The organism is Methylobacterium carpenticola (genome assembly GCF_042748905.1).
Taxonomy (GTDB): domain Bacteria; phylum Pseudomonadota; class Alphaproteobacteria; order Rhizobiales; family Beijerinckiaceae; genus Methylobacterium; species Methylobacterium carpenticola.
The window spans coordinates 3917396-3933993 of the sequence record NZ_JBHZEO010000001.1; the positions used below are offsets into that span (position 1 = coordinate 3917396).

General features: G+C 71.0%; 16 protein-coding genes. 2 read left to right on the plus strand and 14 right to left on the minus strand.

Annotation, left to right across the window (positions count from 1 at the left end):
- Window positions 1-81 precede the first annotated feature (81 nt).
- Window positions 82-207: a hypothetical protein gene (locus ACE101_RS18350; RefSeq protein ID WP_379132361.1), complete on the plus strand. Its 126-nt coding sequence runs from the start codon at window positions 82-84 to the stop codon at window positions 205-207.
- 13 nt (window positions 208-220) lie between these two features.
- Here ACE101_RS18350 and ACE101_RS18355 read toward each other — a convergent pair whose 3' ends face one another.
- The 7 genes from ACE101_RS18355 to ACE101_RS18385 all read right to left on the minus strand — a co-directional run bounded on the left by ACE101_RS18355 (window position 221) and on the right by ACE101_RS18385 (window position 7563).
- The gene (locus tag ACE101_RS18355) at window positions 221-463 is read right to left on the minus strand and encodes a hypothetical protein (RefSeq protein WP_379132363.1); all 243 of its coding nucleotides are present in this window, start codon (window positions 461-463) and stop codon (window positions 221-223) included.
- Window positions 464-536: 73 nt separating this feature from the next.
- Window positions 537-1376 (minus strand): ABC transporter ATP-binding protein, encoded by an 840-nt coding sequence (locus ACE101_RS18360; protein ID WP_379132365.1) that lies wholly within the window; start codon window positions 1374-1376, stop codon window positions 537-539.
- Window positions 1377-1480: 104 nt separating this feature from the next.
- Window positions 1481-2719, minus strand: a complete 1239-nt coding sequence (locus ACE101_RS18365) for an ABC transporter substrate-binding protein (RefSeq protein WP_379138779.1) — start codon at window positions 2717-2719, stop codon at window positions 1481-1483.
- Window positions 2720-2825: 106 nt separating this feature from the next.
- A complete protein-coding gene (locus ACE101_RS18370) occupies window positions 2826-3899 on the minus strand; it encodes a branched-chain amino acid ABC transporter permease (protein ID WP_379132368.1) in 1074 nt (357 codons plus the stop codon).
- A gap of 8 nt (window positions 3900-3907) precedes the next feature.
- On the minus strand, window positions 3908-4801 hold the full coding sequence (locus tag ACE101_RS18375) for a branched-chain amino acid ABC transporter permease (RefSeq protein WP_379132371.1): 894 nt from the start codon (window positions 4799-4801) through the stop codon (window positions 3908-3910).
- A 15-nt stretch (window positions 4802-4816) separates the two neighbouring features.
- A complete protein-coding gene (locus ACE101_RS18380; RefSeq protein ID WP_379132374.1) occupies window positions 4817-6748 on the minus strand; it encodes a long-chain fatty acid--CoA ligase in 1932 nt (643 codons plus the stop codon).
- Window positions 6748-7563, minus strand: a complete 816-nt coding sequence (locus ACE101_RS18385) for an ABC transporter ATP-binding protein (protein ID WP_379132377.1) — start codon at window positions 7561-7563, stop codon at window positions 6748-6750. The genes ACE101_RS18380 and ACE101_RS18385 overlap by 1 nt, the downstream gene beginning before the upstream one ends.
- Before the next feature lie 238 nt (window positions 7564-7801).
- On the opposite strand from ACE101_RS18385, the gene ACE101_RS18390 reads away from it, so the two are divergent.
- Window positions 7802-8464, plus strand: coding sequence for a TetR/AcrR family transcriptional regulator (locus ACE101_RS18390; protein WP_379132380.1), 663 nt, complete (start codon window positions 7802-7804; stop codon window positions 8462-8464).
- Here ACE101_RS18390 and ACE101_RS18395 read toward each other — a convergent pair.
- The 7 genes from ACE101_RS18395 to ACE101_RS18425 all read right to left on the minus strand — a co-directional run bounded on the left by ACE101_RS18395 (window position 8436) and on the right by ACE101_RS18425 (window position 16513).
- Window positions 8436-9665: a phenylacetate--CoA ligase family protein gene (locus ACE101_RS18395; protein WP_379132383.1), complete on the minus strand. Its 1230-nt coding sequence runs from the start codon at window positions 9663-9665 to the stop codon at window positions 8436-8438. The two genes, ACE101_RS18390 and ACE101_RS18395, sit on opposite strands and share 29 nt — an antisense overlap.
- A gap of 37 nt (window positions 9666-9702) precedes the next feature.
- Window positions 9703-10062 carry a PIN domain-containing protein gene (locus tag ACE101_RS18400; protein ID WP_379132385.1) on the minus strand — a complete coding sequence of 120 codons (360 nt, stop codon included), beginning with the start codon at window positions 10060-10062 and terminating at the stop codon, window positions 9703-9705.
- Window positions 10063-10133: 71 nt separating this feature from the next.
- Complete coding sequence (locus ACE101_RS18405; protein WP_379132388.1) at window positions 10134-11000, minus strand: HpcH/HpaI aldolase/citrate lyase family protein; 867 nt, start codon at window positions 10998-11000, stop codon at window positions 10134-10136.
- The gene (locus tag ACE101_RS18410) at window positions 11000-11500 is read right to left on the minus strand and encodes a MaoC family dehydratase (protein ID WP_379132391.1); all 501 of its coding nucleotides are present in this window, start codon (window positions 11498-11500) and stop codon (window positions 11000-11002) included. Before ACE101_RS18410 ends, ACE101_RS18405 begins: the two co-directional genes overlap by 1 nt.
- A complete protein-coding gene (locus ACE101_RS18415; protein WP_379132394.1) occupies window positions 11497-13488 on the minus strand; it encodes an ATP-binding protein in 1992 nt (663 codons plus the stop codon). Before ACE101_RS18415 ends, ACE101_RS18410 begins: the two co-directional genes overlap by 4 nt.
- Window positions 13489-13724: 236 nt before the next feature.
- Window positions 13725-15332, minus strand: a complete 1608-nt coding sequence (locus ACE101_RS18420) for a carboxyl transferase domain-containing protein (protein ID WP_379132397.1) — start codon at window positions 15330-15332, stop codon at window positions 13725-13727.
- An 8-nt stretch (window positions 15333-15340) separates the two neighbouring features.
- Window positions 15341-16513, minus strand: a complete 1173-nt coding sequence (locus ACE101_RS18425; RefSeq protein ID WP_379132399.1) for an isovaleryl-CoA dehydrogenase — start codon at window positions 16511-16513, stop codon at window positions 15341-15343.
- Between the last annotated feature and the right edge of the window lie 85 nt (window positions 16514-16598).

The window sequence follows — 16598 nt, forward strand, 5'->3', positions numbered from 1 at the left end:
GGCCGCGGCGCAAGGCCCGGAACATCGGGTCCGGCTGTCCGGTTGGCACTCCGCACAGAGAGGCGGCCAGGAGACGCTGCGATGACGGCGACGCGAAGCGTGGGACTCGGGACGGTGGCGGCGATCATGGCCGCCTCGGTGGCGGCGGTCTGGCTGATCGAGGGCGCCCGGCAGCGGCGGCAGGGCCTTCAGGCCCGGCCGACCTGAGCGGGGCGCGCAGCTATTGCAGTTCGGCGCTGGCCTGGATGACGTGCGCGGCCGGGATCGCGGCGGCCTCGGGCAGGGCGGCGAGATCGTCCAGGGGCAGGGATGCGGGGCTCTGCACGTAGCAGCGCCGGATGGCGTGCCAGAACGCGGCTTGATCCTCCGCCCGGACGCGGCCGAGGCAGCGGTTCAGGGCCTCCTCGCCGGCCCGGGCATAGGCGTCGACCTCGTCGGGCGAGAGATGGGTGGTGTGGGGCATCCGCGTCTGGCTCCTGTGCGACGCGAACCAACGCACCAGCTCCCGGATTGGTGCCGCGCCCGCGGGCGGTCCCTCAGATCCAGCGTTTGCGGCGCTTGAAGCTCTTCAGGTTCTTGAACGTCCTGCGCTGGTCGCCGGCGCCGCCGAGGTAGAATTCCTTCACGTCCTCGTTCGCGCGCAACTCCTCGACCGTGCCGTCGAGGACGACCTTGCCCTGCTCCATGATGTAGCCGCGGTCGGCGACGCCGAGCGCCGCGCGGGCGTTCTGCTCCACGAGCAGGATGGTGACGCCGAGATCGCGGTTGATCTGCCGGATGATCGCGAAGACCTCCTTCACGAGGAGGGGCGAGAGGCCCATGGAGGGCTCGTCCATCAGGATCAGGCGGGGCCGCGCCATCAGCGCGCGGCCGATGGCGAGCATCTGCTGCTCGCCGCCCGACAGGTAGCCCGCCGCGCCGGTGCGCTCCTTGAGGCGCGGGAAATAGGCGAGCACGCGCTCCAGATCCTCCGCCACGCCGCTGCGGTCGCGGCGGGAGAAGGCGCCGAGGCGCAGGTTCTCCATCGGGGTCATGTCGGCGATGATCCGGCGGCCCTCCATCACCTGGAAGATGCCCCGGCGGACGATGAGGTCGGGTTCGGTGCCGTCGATGCGCTGGCCGTCGAACAGGATCTCGCCGCGGGTGACTTCGCCGTTCTCGGAGCGCAGGAGGCCCGAGACTGCCTTGAGCGTCGTCGATTTGCCCGCGCCGTTGGCACCCAGCAGCGCGGTGATCGACCCCGCCGGCACGTCGAGGCTGAGGCCGCGCAGCACGAGGATGACGTCGTCGTAGACCACCTCGACGTTGCGCAGGGCGAGGAGCGGGGCGGCCGCCGCGTCGGCGGCGGGACGCTCCAGGGTCATGATCTGGGACATGCACGGCTCCCGACACGTCAACATCACGGCGCCGAACGGAGCGCGGCATCCCTCCTCTGCCGTGGCAGGAGAGGAGGGTGCGCTTCATGCGGAAGCCGGGCGGATCACCAGCCGAACCATTCCGGCTTGCGGGGCAGCTCCACGGTCTTGACCGGCTCCAGCTTCACCGTCCCGGCCTTCATCAGGTCCGCGATGGCGCCGTCCGTCGGGCCGGACACCTTCGCCCGGTAGATGTTCACCGCCATCATCCCGCGATGGTCGGTCTCGGACCAGCCGGAGGGCACGCAGACGCCCTCCATCCCGGCCGGCACCCAGTTCTTGCGCTGGTAGAAGCCCTTGCGGACGTTCGGGCCGGTGATGCCGCCGTTGCCCTTGGCCCAGTCGATCGCCTCGGCCATGTAGAGCGCCGCGCAGATGCCCGAGAGGTAATGCACCGGCCGATAGGCCGTCCCGGCCGGATCCGAGACCTTCGAGATCTCCGCCACCGTCTTGAGGCCGGGGGCGTTGCCCCCCGTCACCGTGGCGGTGCGCACGGGGAAGACCACGCCGTTGGCCGCCTCGCCCGCGGCCTTGGCGGCGTTCTCGTCCATGCCCCAGACGTTGCCCATGAACTGGATGTCGGCGCCCACCGCCTTGCAGGACTTGAGCAACGAGATGTTCGAGCCGCCGGTATTGCCGAGATAGGCGTAGTTCGCCCCCGCGTTCTTCGCCGTGAGGCACTGGGCGGTGTAGTCGCCGGGCGCCAGCGCGAAGACGATCGGCGGCAGCACGTCGAAGCCGAGGTCCTTCGCCATGGCCTCGCCCGCCTCCTTGGGCGAGTTCGGATAGGGATGGTTGCCGCCCATGTGGACGTATTTCGGCTTGCCGGGCTTGCCTTTCGCCTTCCAGTCCTCGGCCGCCCAGATCAGCATGGCGCGCAAGCCGTCCGAGTAGGTCGGCCCGTAGAAGAAGTTGTAGGGCGCGGCCTTGGCCTTGCCGCTGGTGCCGGTCGGGTCGCTCACCTGCGCGGCGTAAGAGCCCGAGATGTAGGGCACCTCGTCCTTGGCGACGAAGGCGGAGAGCGCCTCGGTGTCGGCGGTGCCCCAGCCCTGGATCGCCGCGACCTTGTCGCGCCCGCTCGTCCACTTCTTGTACTGGGCGACCGCGCGCGGCACCTGATAGCCGTAATCGACCGACTCGACGGCGAGCTTCTGGCCGTTGATGCCGCCCTTGCTGTTGAGCCACGCGAGCGCGTCCGCGACCCCCTGGGCATAGGGCACGCCCACGTCGGAGGTGGCGCCGCTCTGGTCGGCGAGATGGCCGATCGGCACGTCAGCGGCGCGGGCGGGCAGGCCGAGCGCCAGCCCGAGGGCGACGGCCGGGACGAGCGGGACGGGATGAAGCTTCCTCACGGTTTCCTCCGGTTGTCGCAGCGGCCGTTCGGCCTGTTCTTGGAAAGTCTCGCGGCTGTCAGTGCGAGAACGGGTAGAGCTTCCAGTACGCCTTGATCTGGCGCCAGCGATGGGCGAGGCCGTCCGGCTCGAACATCAGGAAGAGCACGATCACGAGGCCGATCGCCATCTCGCGCAGGAAGGACAGGTTGTCCTTGAGGGCGAGCGCGCGGTCGAGGGCGGAGCCCTTCACCGCGTCGGTGAGCCAGCCCATCGCCTCCGGCACCAGCACCATGAAGGCGGTGCCCATCAGGGTGCCCATGATCGAGCCGAGGCCCCCGATGATGATCATGCCGAGGAACTGGATCGACAGCAGGATGCCGAACCCCTCCACCGAGACGAATTGCAGGTAATGCGCGTAGAGGGCGCCGCCGATCCCGGCGAAGAAGGCCGAGAGGCCGAAGGACAGGGTGCGGTAGCGGGTGAGGTTTATCCCCATCATCTCGGCGGAGAGGTAGTGGTCGCGCACCGCCACCAGCGCCCGCCCGTCGCGGGAGCGCATCAGGTTCGTCGCCAGCACGAAGGTCGCGACGAGGTAGGCGAGCACGACGTAGAAGTAGCGCTGGTCGGTGTCGAAGGCGAAGCCGGCGATCGAGAACGCTTCGGCCGGCGTTCCTGCCACGCCGCCGGTGAACCAGTTCGCCCGGGCGAAGAAGTCCTGCAGGATGTACTGGGCGGCGAGCGTCGCGATGGCGAGGTAGAGGCCCTTGAGGCGGGCCGCCGGCAGGCCGAAGACGAGGCCCACCGCCGTCGTGACCACGCCCGCGAGCGGGATCGCGAAGAAGACCGGCACCGAGAGCGTGTTCGACAGCCAGGCCGAGGCGAAGGCGCCGAAGCCGAAGAAGGCGGCGTGCCCGATCGAGATCTGCCCGGTGAAGCCGACCAGGATGTTGAGGCCGAGCGCCGCCACCGCGAAGTAGCCGATCTGGATCAGCAGGGAGAGCCAGTAGCGGTCGAGGACGAGGGGCGCGAGGCACAGGATCGCGATCCCGGCGAGCACCGCGTAGCGGCTGCCGGCGGTCGGGAAGATGGTGGTGTCGGCCGCGTAGCTGGTGCGGAAGTCGCCGGCCGGGATGAGGCTCTGCGTTGCCATCGGGAACCTCAGACGCGCTCGATGTCGCGGGTGCCGAACAGGCCGTAGGGCTTGATCATCAGGATCACCACCAGGACGTAGAAGGGCACGATCTCGTAGAGGTTGCCCCAGTGCAGGTACTGCCCGTCGACGTACTGGGCGAGGTTCTCGAGCAGCCCGATCACCAGCCCGCCGATCACCGCGCCGACGACGGAATCGAGCCCGCCGAGGATCACCGCCGGGAAGACCTTGATGCCGTAGAGCGACAGGGCCGAGGAGACGCCGTTGACGATGCCGACCACGATTCCGGCCACCGCGGACACCACCGCCGAGATCGCCCAGGCCATGGCGAAGACGTTGCGCACCGGGATGCCGAGGGATTGCGCCACCTGCTGGTCGAAGGCGGTGGCCCGCATGGCGAGCCCGTGCCGCGAGTAGCGGAAGAACCACGCGAAGGCCGCCATCATGGCGATCGAGATGCCGAGGCTCATCAGGTAGACGGTCTGGATCTCGAGGCCGAGGATCGACACCGCCTGCGTCGAGAAGATCGGCGGGAAGGGCTGCGCGAACACGCCGAACAGCCACTTGCACAGGGCCTGGAAGACGATCGAGAGGCCGATCGTCACCATGATCACCGAGATGATCGGCTCGCCGATCAGCGGGCGCAGCACCACCACCTGCAGGGCGATGCCGAAGATCAGCATGAAGGCGAAGGTGATCAGCATGCCGACGAAGAAGGGCAGCTGGTAGGTGGTCAGCAGCCACCAGCAGATCCAGGCGCCGATCAGCAGGAACTCGCCCTGCGCGAAGTTCACGACCTGGCTCGCCTTGTAGATCAGGACGAAGCTCATGGCGACGACCCCGTAGAGGGCGCCGACGATGAGCCCGTTCAGGACGAGCTGGAGGAGGAGATGCGAGGTCATGGACGGGCCTCAGGCCTACTCGGCGGCGGCGAGGACGGGAGTGGCGGGCCGCAGGTCGATCACCGGCAGCGTGGTGCGGATGGCCTGGGTCGTGCCGTCCTGGAAGCGGATCACCGTATCGACGCGGTAGCTCGGCTCTCCCGCGTAGATCGCCGCGATCAGGTCGGCGTATTTCTCGTTGATCACCCCGCGGCGGACCTTGCGGGTGCGGGTGAGTTCGCCGTCGTCGGCGTCGAGTTCCTTGTAGAGGAGCACGAGCTTGGCGATGCGCTGCGCCTCCGCGAGGCCGGCATTCACCCGCTCGACCTCCTCGCGCAGGAGCGCGATGGTCTCGGGCTTGCCGGCGAGGTCGCTGTAGGTGGTGAAGGCGATGCGGTTCTTCTCCGCCCATTTCGCCACCACGGGGAAGCGGATGCAGATCACGGCGGCGAGGTGGTCGCGCCCGGCGCCGAGGATCACCGCCTCCGCCACGTAGGGCGAGAACTTGAGCTTGTTCTCGAGATATTGCGGCGAGAAGCGCTCGCCGCGGGCGTTCACCGCGAGGTCCTTGACGCGGTCGATCACCACGAGCTCGCCCTTGGCGTCGAGGTAGCCGGCATCGCCCGTGTGCATCCAGCCGTCGACGACGTCGCCGGTGCCCTCCGGCGCCTTGTAGTAGCCGAGGAACATGTTGGCGTGGCGGGCGTGGATCTCGCCGATGCCGTTGCGGTCCGGATCGACGATGCGCAGCGTGATGCTGTCGTCGAAGGGCATGCCCACCGTGTCGAAATCCACGGTGTCGCCGCGGTGGAGGGTGTAGGCGCCCATGGCCTCGGTCTGGCCGTAGAGCTGGCGCAGGGGCACGCCGAGCGCCCGGAAGAACCGGAAGGTGTCGGGGCCGAGCGCCGCGCCGCCGGTCGCCGCCGAGCGCAGGCGGGTGAAGCCGAGCCGGTCGCGCAGGGCCCGGAACAGGACGGCCTCGGCGAGCCCCGAATGCCCGCCGGATTCGAGGGCCCTGAGGCCGCGCTCCATCCCCCTCGCGTAGAGCCACTGCTTGAGGGGCGAGGCGTCCATCATCCGGGCGCGCACGTCGGCGGCGATGGCCTCCCAGACCCGGGGCGCGAACAGCACGAAGGTCGGGGCGATCTCCCGGAAATCGTGCATCAGGGTGTCGGCCTCCTCGACGAAGTTCACCGTCATCCGCGAGAGGAGCGCCTGACCGAGCGCGTAGATCTGCTCCATGATCCAGGGCAGGGGGAGCACCGAGACGTAATCGTCCTCCGGTCCCTTCGGGTCGGCGACGAGGTAGCTCGCGCAGTGGCGCAGCACGCGGCCGGCGCTCAGCATCGCGAGCTTCGGGCGGGCGGTGGTGCCCGAGGTGGTGCAGAGGATCGCCACCGCGTCCCCGTCGGTCGCCGCGACCAGCCGGTCGTAGAGGCCGGGCTCGGCCGCCTCCAGGGCTTCGCCCCGGGCCGCCAGCGCCTCGGCGGCGATCAGCCGGTGGTCGTCGTATTTCCGCATCCCGCGCGGGTCGGAATAGACGATGTGGCGCAGGCCCGGCAGGCGGTCGGCGAGGCTGAGCAGCTTGTCGACCTGCTCCTCGTCCTCGGCGAAGACCACGTGGGCCTCGCCGTAATCGAGGAGATAGTGGATCTCGTCCTCCAGCGCGTCGCGGTAGAGGCCGAGCGAGAGGGCGCCGAGCGCGTGCGCGGCGATCTCCCCCGCCACCCAGTCGGGCCGGTTGTCGCCGATCAGCCCGACGACGTCGCCCTCGCCGATGCCGAGGTCGCGCAGGCCCAGCGCGAAGGCGCGCACGCGGGCTTGGTACTGCGCCCAGGTCGTCGGCCGCCACAGGCCGAGATCCTTCTCCCGCAGGGCGACCGCGTCCGGATGCTCGCGGGCATTGAGCGCCAGGAGCTTCGGGAAGGTGTCGGCGGCGGCGGCCCGGGCCGCGTAGTCGATCCCCATCACGACACCGCCCGGATCGGAGCGGGGGCCTCGTCCGCGGCCTCCTCGTCCTCCTCGCCCAGATAGGCGCGGCGGACATGCGGATCGGCCAGCACCGCCTCCGGATGGCCGAGCGCGATGCGGCGGCCGAAATCCAGCACCATCACCCGGTGCGAGATGTCCATGACCACGCCCATGTCGTGCTCGATCATCACCACCGTCATCCCGAACTCCTCGTTCAGGTCGACGATGTAGCGGGCCATGTCCTCCTTCTCCTCGAGGTTCATGCCGGCCATCGGCTCGTCGAGGAGGATGAGCTTCGGCTCCAGCGCCATGGCGCGGGCGAGCTCCACCCGCTTGCGCAGGCCGTAGGAGAGGGTGCCCGCCACCGTCTTGCGGTAGGGCTGGAGGTCGAGGAAGTCGATGATCTCCTCGACGCGGCGGCGATGCGCCAGTTCCTCGCCGCGCACCCCCGGCAGCCAGTAGAGCGAGCCGGTGAGGAAATTGTTGCGCATGAGGTGGTGGCGCCCGACCAGGATGTTGTCGAGCACGCTCATGTGGTGGAAGAGCGCGAGGTTCTGGAAGGTGCGCCCGATGCCGAGCTTGGGCCGCGCATTGGGCGTCGCATGGGTGATGTCGCGGCCCTGGAACAGGACCTGCCCCTCGGTCGGCCGGTAGCGCCCCGAGATGCAGTTGAGCATCGAGGTCTTGCCGGCCCCGTTGGGGCCGATGATCGAGAACAATTCGCCCTGCTCGACCGTGAAGGCGACATCCGTCAGGGCCTTCACGCCGCCGAAGCGCAACGAGACCTGGCGTACCTCAAGGGCTTCCGCCACGCGCCACCTCCCTCAAGCCCGGCGGCCACCCTCGTGAACGGGGCGGCTCTGCCGTCACGGCCTCCGCTCAGCGAAGCGGTGCCATGCAGCCTGGAAATACGTTCGACTGTTTTTTTCCGACCGTCAAGTGATAGACTATCCCCGACGTTCGTCGAACAGAGGCGTCAAGCCGCCCTCCGGCACGGGGGCGGAGCCCGCGCCCGTCCGGCGCGCGCGATGGGGAGTTCAGGGTCAGCACATGGCGCGCATCGCGGGCTCGTCCGGGCCGAGGACCGAGGAGGCCATCCGCAGGGCCGGCCTGCAGCTGCTCTACACCCACGGCTACGCGGCGATGAGCCTGCGCCAGCTCGCGGGCGCGGTCGGGATCCAGCAGGGCTCGCTCTACAACTACTTCCGCAACAAGCAGGAATTCCTGTTCGACCTGATCCGCAGCCACATGCGGGACCTGCATGCGGCCCTCGATGCCGCCCTGCGCCCCGAGGGCAGCGCCGTGGCGCGGCTGACGCGCTTCGTGGAGTTCCACGTCGCCTACCACATCGAGCGGCCGCAGGAGGTCTTCATCTGCTACTCGGAGCTGCGCAGCCTGGAGCCCGAGAACTACGCGGCGATCATCGCCATGCGGCGCGACTACGAGGACAAGCTGATCGCGATCCTCGATCTCGGGCGCGCCACCGGCGAGTTCCGCTTCCCCGACACCAAGATGGCGGCCTACGCGATCCTGGCGATGCTCTCGGGCATCTGCACGTGGTACCGGCCGGACGGTCGCCTGAGCCGGGACGCCGTGCGCGAGACCTTCCTCGGCATGGTGCTGTCGCTGGTGAGCGGGGCCGGGACGGCGGGCGGCCTGCCCGAGCCGCCGCTCCTCGCCGAACTCAGCCGGGCGGGCGCTCGTCGGCGATGACCTTGCCGTCGTTCGGCAGGCTGCCGGGCGCCACGAACTCCACCGCGCCGCGCAGCTTCGTCACCGCCCGCAGGGTCTCGGCGACGGCCCCGGCGAGGGCCGGATCGGCATCGGTCTCCGCCTTCAGGGTCATCGCGTCGGTCTCGTCCGCCCGGGTCACGACGAGGCGCAGGCGGCTCAATTCGGGATGGCGGCGGGCGACCTCCGCCACCTGCTCGGGGCGCACGAACATGCCCTTCACCTTGGCGGCCTGATCGGCCCGGCCCATCCAGCCCCGGATGCGCGGCGCGCTGCGCCCGCAGGCACTCGCGCCCGGCAGGGCCGCCGTGAGGTCGCCGAGGGCGTAGCGGATCAGCGGGCGGTCGGGATCGAGCACCGTGACCACGATCTCGCCGACCTCGCCCTCCGGCACGGGATCACCGGTGCCCGGCCGCACGATCTCCAGGATCAGGTCCTCGTTGACCACGAGCCCGTCGCGGGCGGCGCTCTCGTAGGCGATGAAGCCGACATCCGCGGTGGCATAGGCCTGGTAGGCGTCGATGCCGAAGCCGGCGACGATCTCCTGCAGGGATTTCGGGAAGGCGGCGCCGGACACGAGGGCCCGCTTCAGCGAGGAGACGTCGCGGCCCGCCGCACGGCCGGCCTCGATCAGGATCCGCAGGAAGTCCGGGGTGCCGCAATAGCCGGCGGGCCGGTAGGCCTCGATCAGGTCGAGTTGCTGCTCGGTGTTGCCGGGCCCGGCCGGGATCACCGCGCAGCCGAGCGCCCGTGCCGCCGTGTCGAAGATGAAGCCGCCCGGGGTGAGGTGATAGCCGAAGGTGTTGAGCACGACGTCGCCGGGCCGGAAGCCTGCGGCGTGCAGGCAGCGCGCTCCGCCCCAGGGATCCGCCCCGGACCGCTGCGGCTCGAAGATCGGTCCCGGCGAGGTGAACAGCCGGGGAAAGCGCCCGGGCTCGGCCGGCACGAAGCCGCCGAACGGCGGGGCGCCGCGCTGCCGCTCCGGCATCTCGCCCTTGCGCAGCACCGGCAGGCGGGCCAGCGCCGCACGGTCGGTGACGGAGGCCGGGTCGAGGGCCCCGAGATGCGCCGCATAGGCGGGCGTCCGCAGGGCCGCCGCGAGGGCGTCGGGCAGGCGGGCGAAGAGCGCGGCGTCGCGGGTCTCCCGAGCCGCGGTCTCGCGCGCGTCGTAGTGATCGGGCATCGGGTCCTCCCTCGGGCCGTCATGGTGTTGATCGTTGTCAGGTCTTCGCCGGAGCGAATGGATTGACGAGGCGCACCCCGAACGGCTCGCAGTCGCGGGCGTTGCGAGTGACCACGGTGAGATCGTGGACCCACGCCGTCGCGGCGATCATCGCATCGTCGAACAGATGATCGGGTCGGCGGTGCATCAGGCGCGTTGTCTGCCGGTCGATGCGCGCGTCGACGTCCAGCACCTTCAGCGTGCCGGCGATCCGGGGCTCGATCTCCGCCGCCTTGGCCGGGTCGCGTTCGCGGGTGATTTCGACACCCGCCTGGATCCCGCGACCAATTGCGGACCCTCGCGAAGGCTGGTGTCGAGACGCTCGCTGAAACGGGCTTCGGCGTCCTGGAGCGGCCACGATTTCATCAGGCTACCCTGCCGCAGGGGAGATGGTCAGAATACTAGTCCGGTCGGCCGCGCCGGCAAGGCTCATCCCAGCCGCGCCAGCAGCCGCTCCGCCCGCCGCAGGTGCGGCCGGTCGAGCATCTGGCCCTCGACCCCGACCACGCCGGTGCCGGGGGCTGCGGCGAAGGCGGCCACCACCGCCCGCGCCCGCGCGATCTCGGCCGCGCTCGGCGTGAAGGCGGCGTTGATCACCGGCACCTGCGCCGGATGGATCGCCATCTTGCCGACGAAGCCGTCGCGCCGCGCGGCGTGGCATTCGCGGGCGAGGCCGTCGAGGTCGCGGAAGGCGGCGTTGATCGTGTCGATCGCGTCGACCTCGGCCGCGGCGGCGGCGAGCAGGGCGAGGTTGCGGGCGAGCCGGAACGGCCCGCTCCAATCGCCGGCCGCGTCGCGGTTCGTCTCCGCGCCGAGATCGGCCGAGAGGTCCTCGGCGCCCCAGGTCACGCCGGCGAGCCGCGGGCTCGATCCGGCGAGCGTGCCGAGGGCGAAGACGGCCCGCGCGGTCTCGGTGGCGATCGGCAGGATGCGGGTGGCGCCGTCGGCCAAGCCGGCGCGCGCCTCCTGCACCGCGAGCCTCGCGCCGAGCCCCGCCACGTCCGGCCCCCCGTGCGCCTTGGGCAGCACGATCCCGTCCGGCCCCCCCGGCATCACGGCGGCGAGGTCGTCGTCGGCGAGCCCGGTGTCGAGGGCGTTGATGCGCACGAAGAGGCGCGGGCATCCCGGCCGGCCGCGGCTGCGGGCGAGGAAATCCGCGCTCGCGGCCCGGGCCGCGGCCTTGGCGTCCATCGCCACCGAATCCTCCAGGTCGAGGATCAGGGCGTCGGCGCCGGAATCCAGTGCCTTGTCGAGCTTGCGGGGCGAATCCCCCGGCACGAACAGGAGCGAGCGCATCAGGCCGTCCCCGCCGGGGCGCGGCGGCGCATGAAGGCCTGACGGCGGCACTCGGCGACCAGCGTCCCGTCCTGCTTGTAGGCGCGGTGGATGAACTCCACGAGGCCGGCATCCGGCCGCGAGCGCGATTCGCGCTTGGTCGCGACCTCGGTCTCCACCCGGATCGTGTCGCCCTCGAAGAGCGGGGCGGGGAAGCGCACGTCGGTCATGCCGAGATTGCCGATGGTCGTCCCCACCGTGGTGTCGTTGACCGAGATCCCGATCATCAGCCCGAGGGTGAAGAGCGAGTTCATCAGCGGCCGGCCCCACTCGGTCTCGGTGGCGCAGAAATGCGCGTCGATGTGGAGCGGCTGCGGGTTGAGGGTCATGTTCGAGAACAGCATGTTGTCCATCTGCGTCACCGTGCGGGTGAGCCGATGGTGCAGCACGCGCCCGACCTCGAAATCCTCGTAGTAGAGCCCGCCGCGCGGATGCGTGGAGGGAGGAAGGGGGCTCGTCATGCGGCGTCCTCCGAGGTGGTGGCGTCCTGCGGGCCGGTGGCCTGCGCCGTCCGGATGGTGACGAGGCGCGCGCCCTCGGCGACCTGCGTGCCGGCCTCCGCCGTCACCTCGGTCACCTCGCCATCGGCCGGGGCGGTGAGGGCGTGTTCCATCTTCATCGCCTCCACGATGGCGAGGCGCTGGCCGCGCGTCACCCGGTCGCCGGGCGCCACGAAGACCGCCACCAGCCGCCCGTGCATCGGCGCCGTGACGCTGCCGCCCTCGCCGATGTGGTCGAGATCGACGTCGAAGGGATCGGGCGGCTCGACGGCGACCTGACGGCCGCCCGCCACCACCAGCACGCCGCGCCCGGTCGGCACCACGTGCAGGGGAGCCTCGGGGTGCGGGGCCGCGCCGGCCTCGATCGTCAGCGCACCGCCGCCCTCGGGCCAGGACAGGATCACCTCGCGGGCCTCGCCCTCGACGCGCACCGGCCAGCTCTGGCGTCGTCCGCCGCCGAGCTGGAAGCCGTCGCTCCGGTCCCAGGGCGAGGGCGGGGTGGCGGCCGGCCGCTCCTCGCGGAGGAGGAGGGCCTCGACGCCCCGGCGGATCGCCGCGGGGTCGATCCCCGCCGCCCGGCCGCTCAGCGCGTCGAGGTTGCGGTCGATGAAGCCGGTGTCGAAGCGCCCGGCCCGGAAGTCCGGCGCCTCGGCGAGGGCCTTGAGGAAGGCGACATTGGTCTTCGGCCCCGCCACCAGGGTGCGGCCGAGGGCGCCGGCCAGCCGGTCGAGGGCCTCGTCCCGGGTGGCGCCGTGGGCGATGACCTTCGCGATCATCGGGTCGTAGAAGGGCGAGACCGTGTCATGGGCCCGCACGCCCGCATCGACGCGGATGCCCTCGCCCTCGGGCAGGGCGAGCGCCCGCAGGCGCCCGGTCGAGGGCAGGAAGCCCGCCGCCGGATCCTCCGCGTAGAGCCGCGCCTCCACGGCATGGCCGCCGATGGCGAGGTCGTCCTGCGTGAGCGGCAGGGTCTCGCCCGCGGCGACCCGGAACTGCCACTCCACGAGGTCGAGCCCGGTGATCGCCTCGGTCACCGGATGCTCGACCTGAAGGCGGGTGTTCATCTCCATGAACCAGAAGCCGTCGTCCTTCAGGCCCTCGCGACCATCGGCGATGAACTCGACGGTGCCGGCCCCGACATAGCCCACCGCCCGGGCCGCCTCGACGGCGGCCCGGCCCATGGCGGCGCGCACCGCCGGGGGCATGCCGGGGGCGGGGGCCTCCTCGATCACCTTCTGGTGGCGGCGCTGGAGCGAGCAGTCGCGCTCGAACAGGTGCACCGCGTTGCCGTGGCCGTCGCAGAAGACCTGGATTTCCACGTGGCGGGGGCTCAGCACGTATTTCTCGACGAGCACCCGCGGATCGCCGAAGGCGCCTTGCGCCTCGCGCTGCGCGCCCTCCAGGGCGGCGACGAAATCCGCCGGGGCCTCGACGCGCCGCATGCCCTTGCCGCCCCCGCCCGCCACCGCCTTGATCAGCACGGGATAGCCGATCGCGGCGGCCTCGGCGGCGAGGAAGTCGGGCTCCTGGCGCAGGCCGTGATAGCCCGGCACCACCGGCACGCCGGCCTTGGCGACGAGGGCCTTGGCGGCGTCCTTGAGGCCCATGGCGCGGATCGCGGCGGCCGGCGGGCCGACGAAGACGATGCCGGCCTGCGCGCAGGCCTCGGCGAAGTCCGGCCGCTCCGAGAGGAAGCCGTAGCCCGGATGGATGCAATCCGCGCCCGCCCGCGCCGCGACGTCGAGGATGCGGTCGATGCGCAGGTAGGATTCGGCGGCGGGCGCGGGACCGATCGGATGCGCCTCGTCGGCCAGCGCCACGTGGAGGGCGTCGCGGTCGGCCTCGGAATACACCGCGATGGTGCGCAGGCCGAGCCGCCGGGCGGTGCGGATCACCCGGCAGGCGATCTCGCCGCGGTTGGCGATCAGGACGGAGCGGAGCCGGCTCATGCGGTGATGCCCCTTTCGGCGGCGGTTGGTGAGGATGGCGCGAGGCCGGGGACAGGAAGAGGCGCGGCTCCCCTCTCCCGAGCGGGAGAGGGGAGCCGCGCCTCTTCCTGTCCCCGGACGGACGGACGCAGGGGGGAGAGGAGACACCCGCGCTTCTCCCGGGAACGGGGAGCACCTGCCACTCCGCATCAACAGCCTGGGCGTGCCGCGGGAAGGCCGGAACGGATGCATCGGCGTCACATCCGGAACAGCCCGAAGCGCGTCTCGGGCACCGGCGCGTTGAGGCAGGCCGAGAGGGCGAGGCCGAGCACCCGGCGGGTCTCCTCCGGCAGGATGATGCCGTCGTCCCACAGCCGCGCGGTGGCGTAGTAGGGCGAGCCCTCGGCCTCGAACTGATCACGGATCGGGGCCTTGAAGGCCTCCTCCTGTTCGGGCGCCCAGGCGCCGCCCGCCGCCTCGATGTTGTCGCGGCGCACCGTGGCGAGCACGCTCGCGGCCTGCTCGGCGCCCATCACCGAGATGCGCGAGTTCGGCCACGCGAACAGGAAGCGCGGCCCGTAGGCGCGCCCGCACATGCCGTAATTGCCCGCCCCGTAGGAGCCGCCGACCAGCACGGTCAGCTTCGGCACCGCCGCGGTCGCCACCGCCGTCACCAGCTTGGCGCCGTTGCGGGCGATGCCGCCGGCCTCCGCCTCGCGTCCGACCATGAAGCCGGCGATGTTCTGGAGGAACAGGAGCGGCACCCGGCGCTGGCAGCACAGCTCCACGAAATGCGCGCCCTTGAGCGCGCTCTCCGAGTAGAGGATGCCGTTATTGGCCAGGATCCCGACCGGCATGCCCCACAGGCGGGCGAAGCCCGTGACCAGGGTGGTGCCGTAGAGCCGCTTGAACTCGTCGAATTCCGAGCCGTCGACCAGCCGGGCGATCAGCTCGCGGGCGTCGTACTGCTTGCGCAGGTCGACCGGCACCAGGGCGTCGAGATCGGCGGCGGCGTAGGCGGGCTCGCGGGGCTCGGCGATGTCGAGGTCGGGCCGCTTGACGCTGTTCAGGGTGCCGACGATGCGGCGCAGGATGGCGAGCGCGTGGGCGTCGTCGGTGGCGTAGTGGTCGGCGACGCCGGAGAGGCGGGCGTGGACGTCGGCGCCGCCCAGATCCTCCGCCGAGACCACCTCGCCGGTCGCCGCCTTCACCAGCGGCGGGCCGCCGAGGAAGATCGTGCCCTGGCGGCGCACGATGACGCTCTCGTCGGACATGGCCGGCACGTAGGCGCCGCCCGCCGTGCAGGAGCCCATCACGCAGGCGATCTGCGGGATGCCCGCCGCCGAGAGCTGCGCCTGATTGTAGAAGATCCGGCCGAAATGCTCGCGGTCGGGGAACACCTCGGTCTGCTGGGGCAGGTTCGCGCCGCCCGAATCCACGAGGTAGAGGCAGGGGAGGCGGTTCTCGCGGGCGATCTCCTGGGCCCGCAGGTGCTTCTTCACCGTGACCGGGAAGTAGGTGCCGCCCTTGATGGTCGCGTCGTTGCAGACGATCATCACCTCGCGGCCGGCGACCCGGCCGATGCCGGCGATCACGCCCGCCGCGTGGATCGCGTCGTCGTACATCCCGTAGGCCGCGAGCCCCCCGATCTCGAGGAAGGGCGAGCCCGGATCAAGGAGCCGCAGCACCCGGTCGCGGGGCAGGAGCTTGCCGCGGGCGAGGTGGCGCTCGCGGGCCTTGGGCGGACCGCCCGCCGCGGCCTCGGCCCGGCGTGCCTTGAGGGTGGACCGCAGCTCCGCCCAGGCGGCGCGGTTGCGGCCCGCCTCCTCGGAGGACAGGTCGATCGTGGTCGGCAGGATCGGCATGGCGCTGCTCACGCCGTCTTGGCGAAGAGTTCGCGGCCGATGAGCATCCGCCGGATCTCGCTCGTGCCCGCGCCGATCTCGTAGAGCTTGGCGTCGCGCAGGAGCCGCCCGGTCGGGTAGTCGTTGATGTAGCCGTTGCCGCCCAGAAGCTGGATGGCGTCGAGGGCGCATTGGGTCGCCCGCTCGGCCGCGTACAGGATCGCGCCGGCCGCGTCCTCCCGGGTGGTCTCGCCCCGGTCGCAGGCCTGGGCCACCGCGTAGACGTAGGCCTTGGCGGCGTTCGTCGCCACGTACATGTCGGCGAGCTTGCCCTGGACGAGCTGGAACTCGCCGATCGGCTGCCCGAACTGCTTGCGCTCGTGCACGTAGGGCAGCACCGCGTCGAGGCAGGCCTGCATGATGCCGAGCGGCCCCGCCGCCAGCACCGCCCGCTCGTAGTCGAGACCCGACATCAGCACGTTGACGCCGCGCCCGACCGTGCCGAGGACGTTCTCCTCCGGCACCTCGCACTCCTCGAACACGAGTTCGCAGGTATCCGAGCCGCGCATGCCGAGCTTGTCGAGCTTCTGAGCCGTGGAGAAGCCCTTCATGCCCTTCTCGACCAGGAAGGCGGTGATGCCCCGCGCGCCGGCCGCCGGGTCGGTCTTGGCGTAGACGACGAGCGTCTCGGCCACCGGGCCGTTGGTGATCCACATCTTGGAGCCGGTGAGCACGTAGCGGTCGCCGCGCTTCTCGGCGCGGGTGCGCATCGAGACCACGTCCGAGCCGGAGCCCGGCTCCGACATGGCGAGCGCGCCGACATGCTCGCCCGCGATGAGCTTGGGCAGGTACTTGCGCTTCTGCGCGTCCGAGCCGTTGCGGCGGATCTGGTTCACGCAGAGGTTCGAATGCGCCCCGTAGGAGAGGCCGACCGAGGCGGAGGCGCGCGAGACCTCCTCCATGGCGACGCAATGCTCCAGGTAGCCGAGCCCGAGGCCGCCATACTCCTCCTCCACGGTGATGCCGTGCAGGCCGAGTTCCCCCATCGCGGGCCAGAGGTCGCGCGGGAAGGTGTTGGTGCGGTCGATCTCCTCGGCGCGCGGGGCGATCCGCCCCTGGGCGAAGCTGCGCACGCTGTCGCGGATCGCCTCCGCCGTCTCACCCAGACCGAAATTGAACTCGCGGGCGGCGTTCGGGATCATGGGCGTCCTCCGGTCGTTTTGCCTATCTATACGAACGATCGTTTTTAAAACAAGATGGATTCGCCGGAGCCCGCGAGGGGGACCC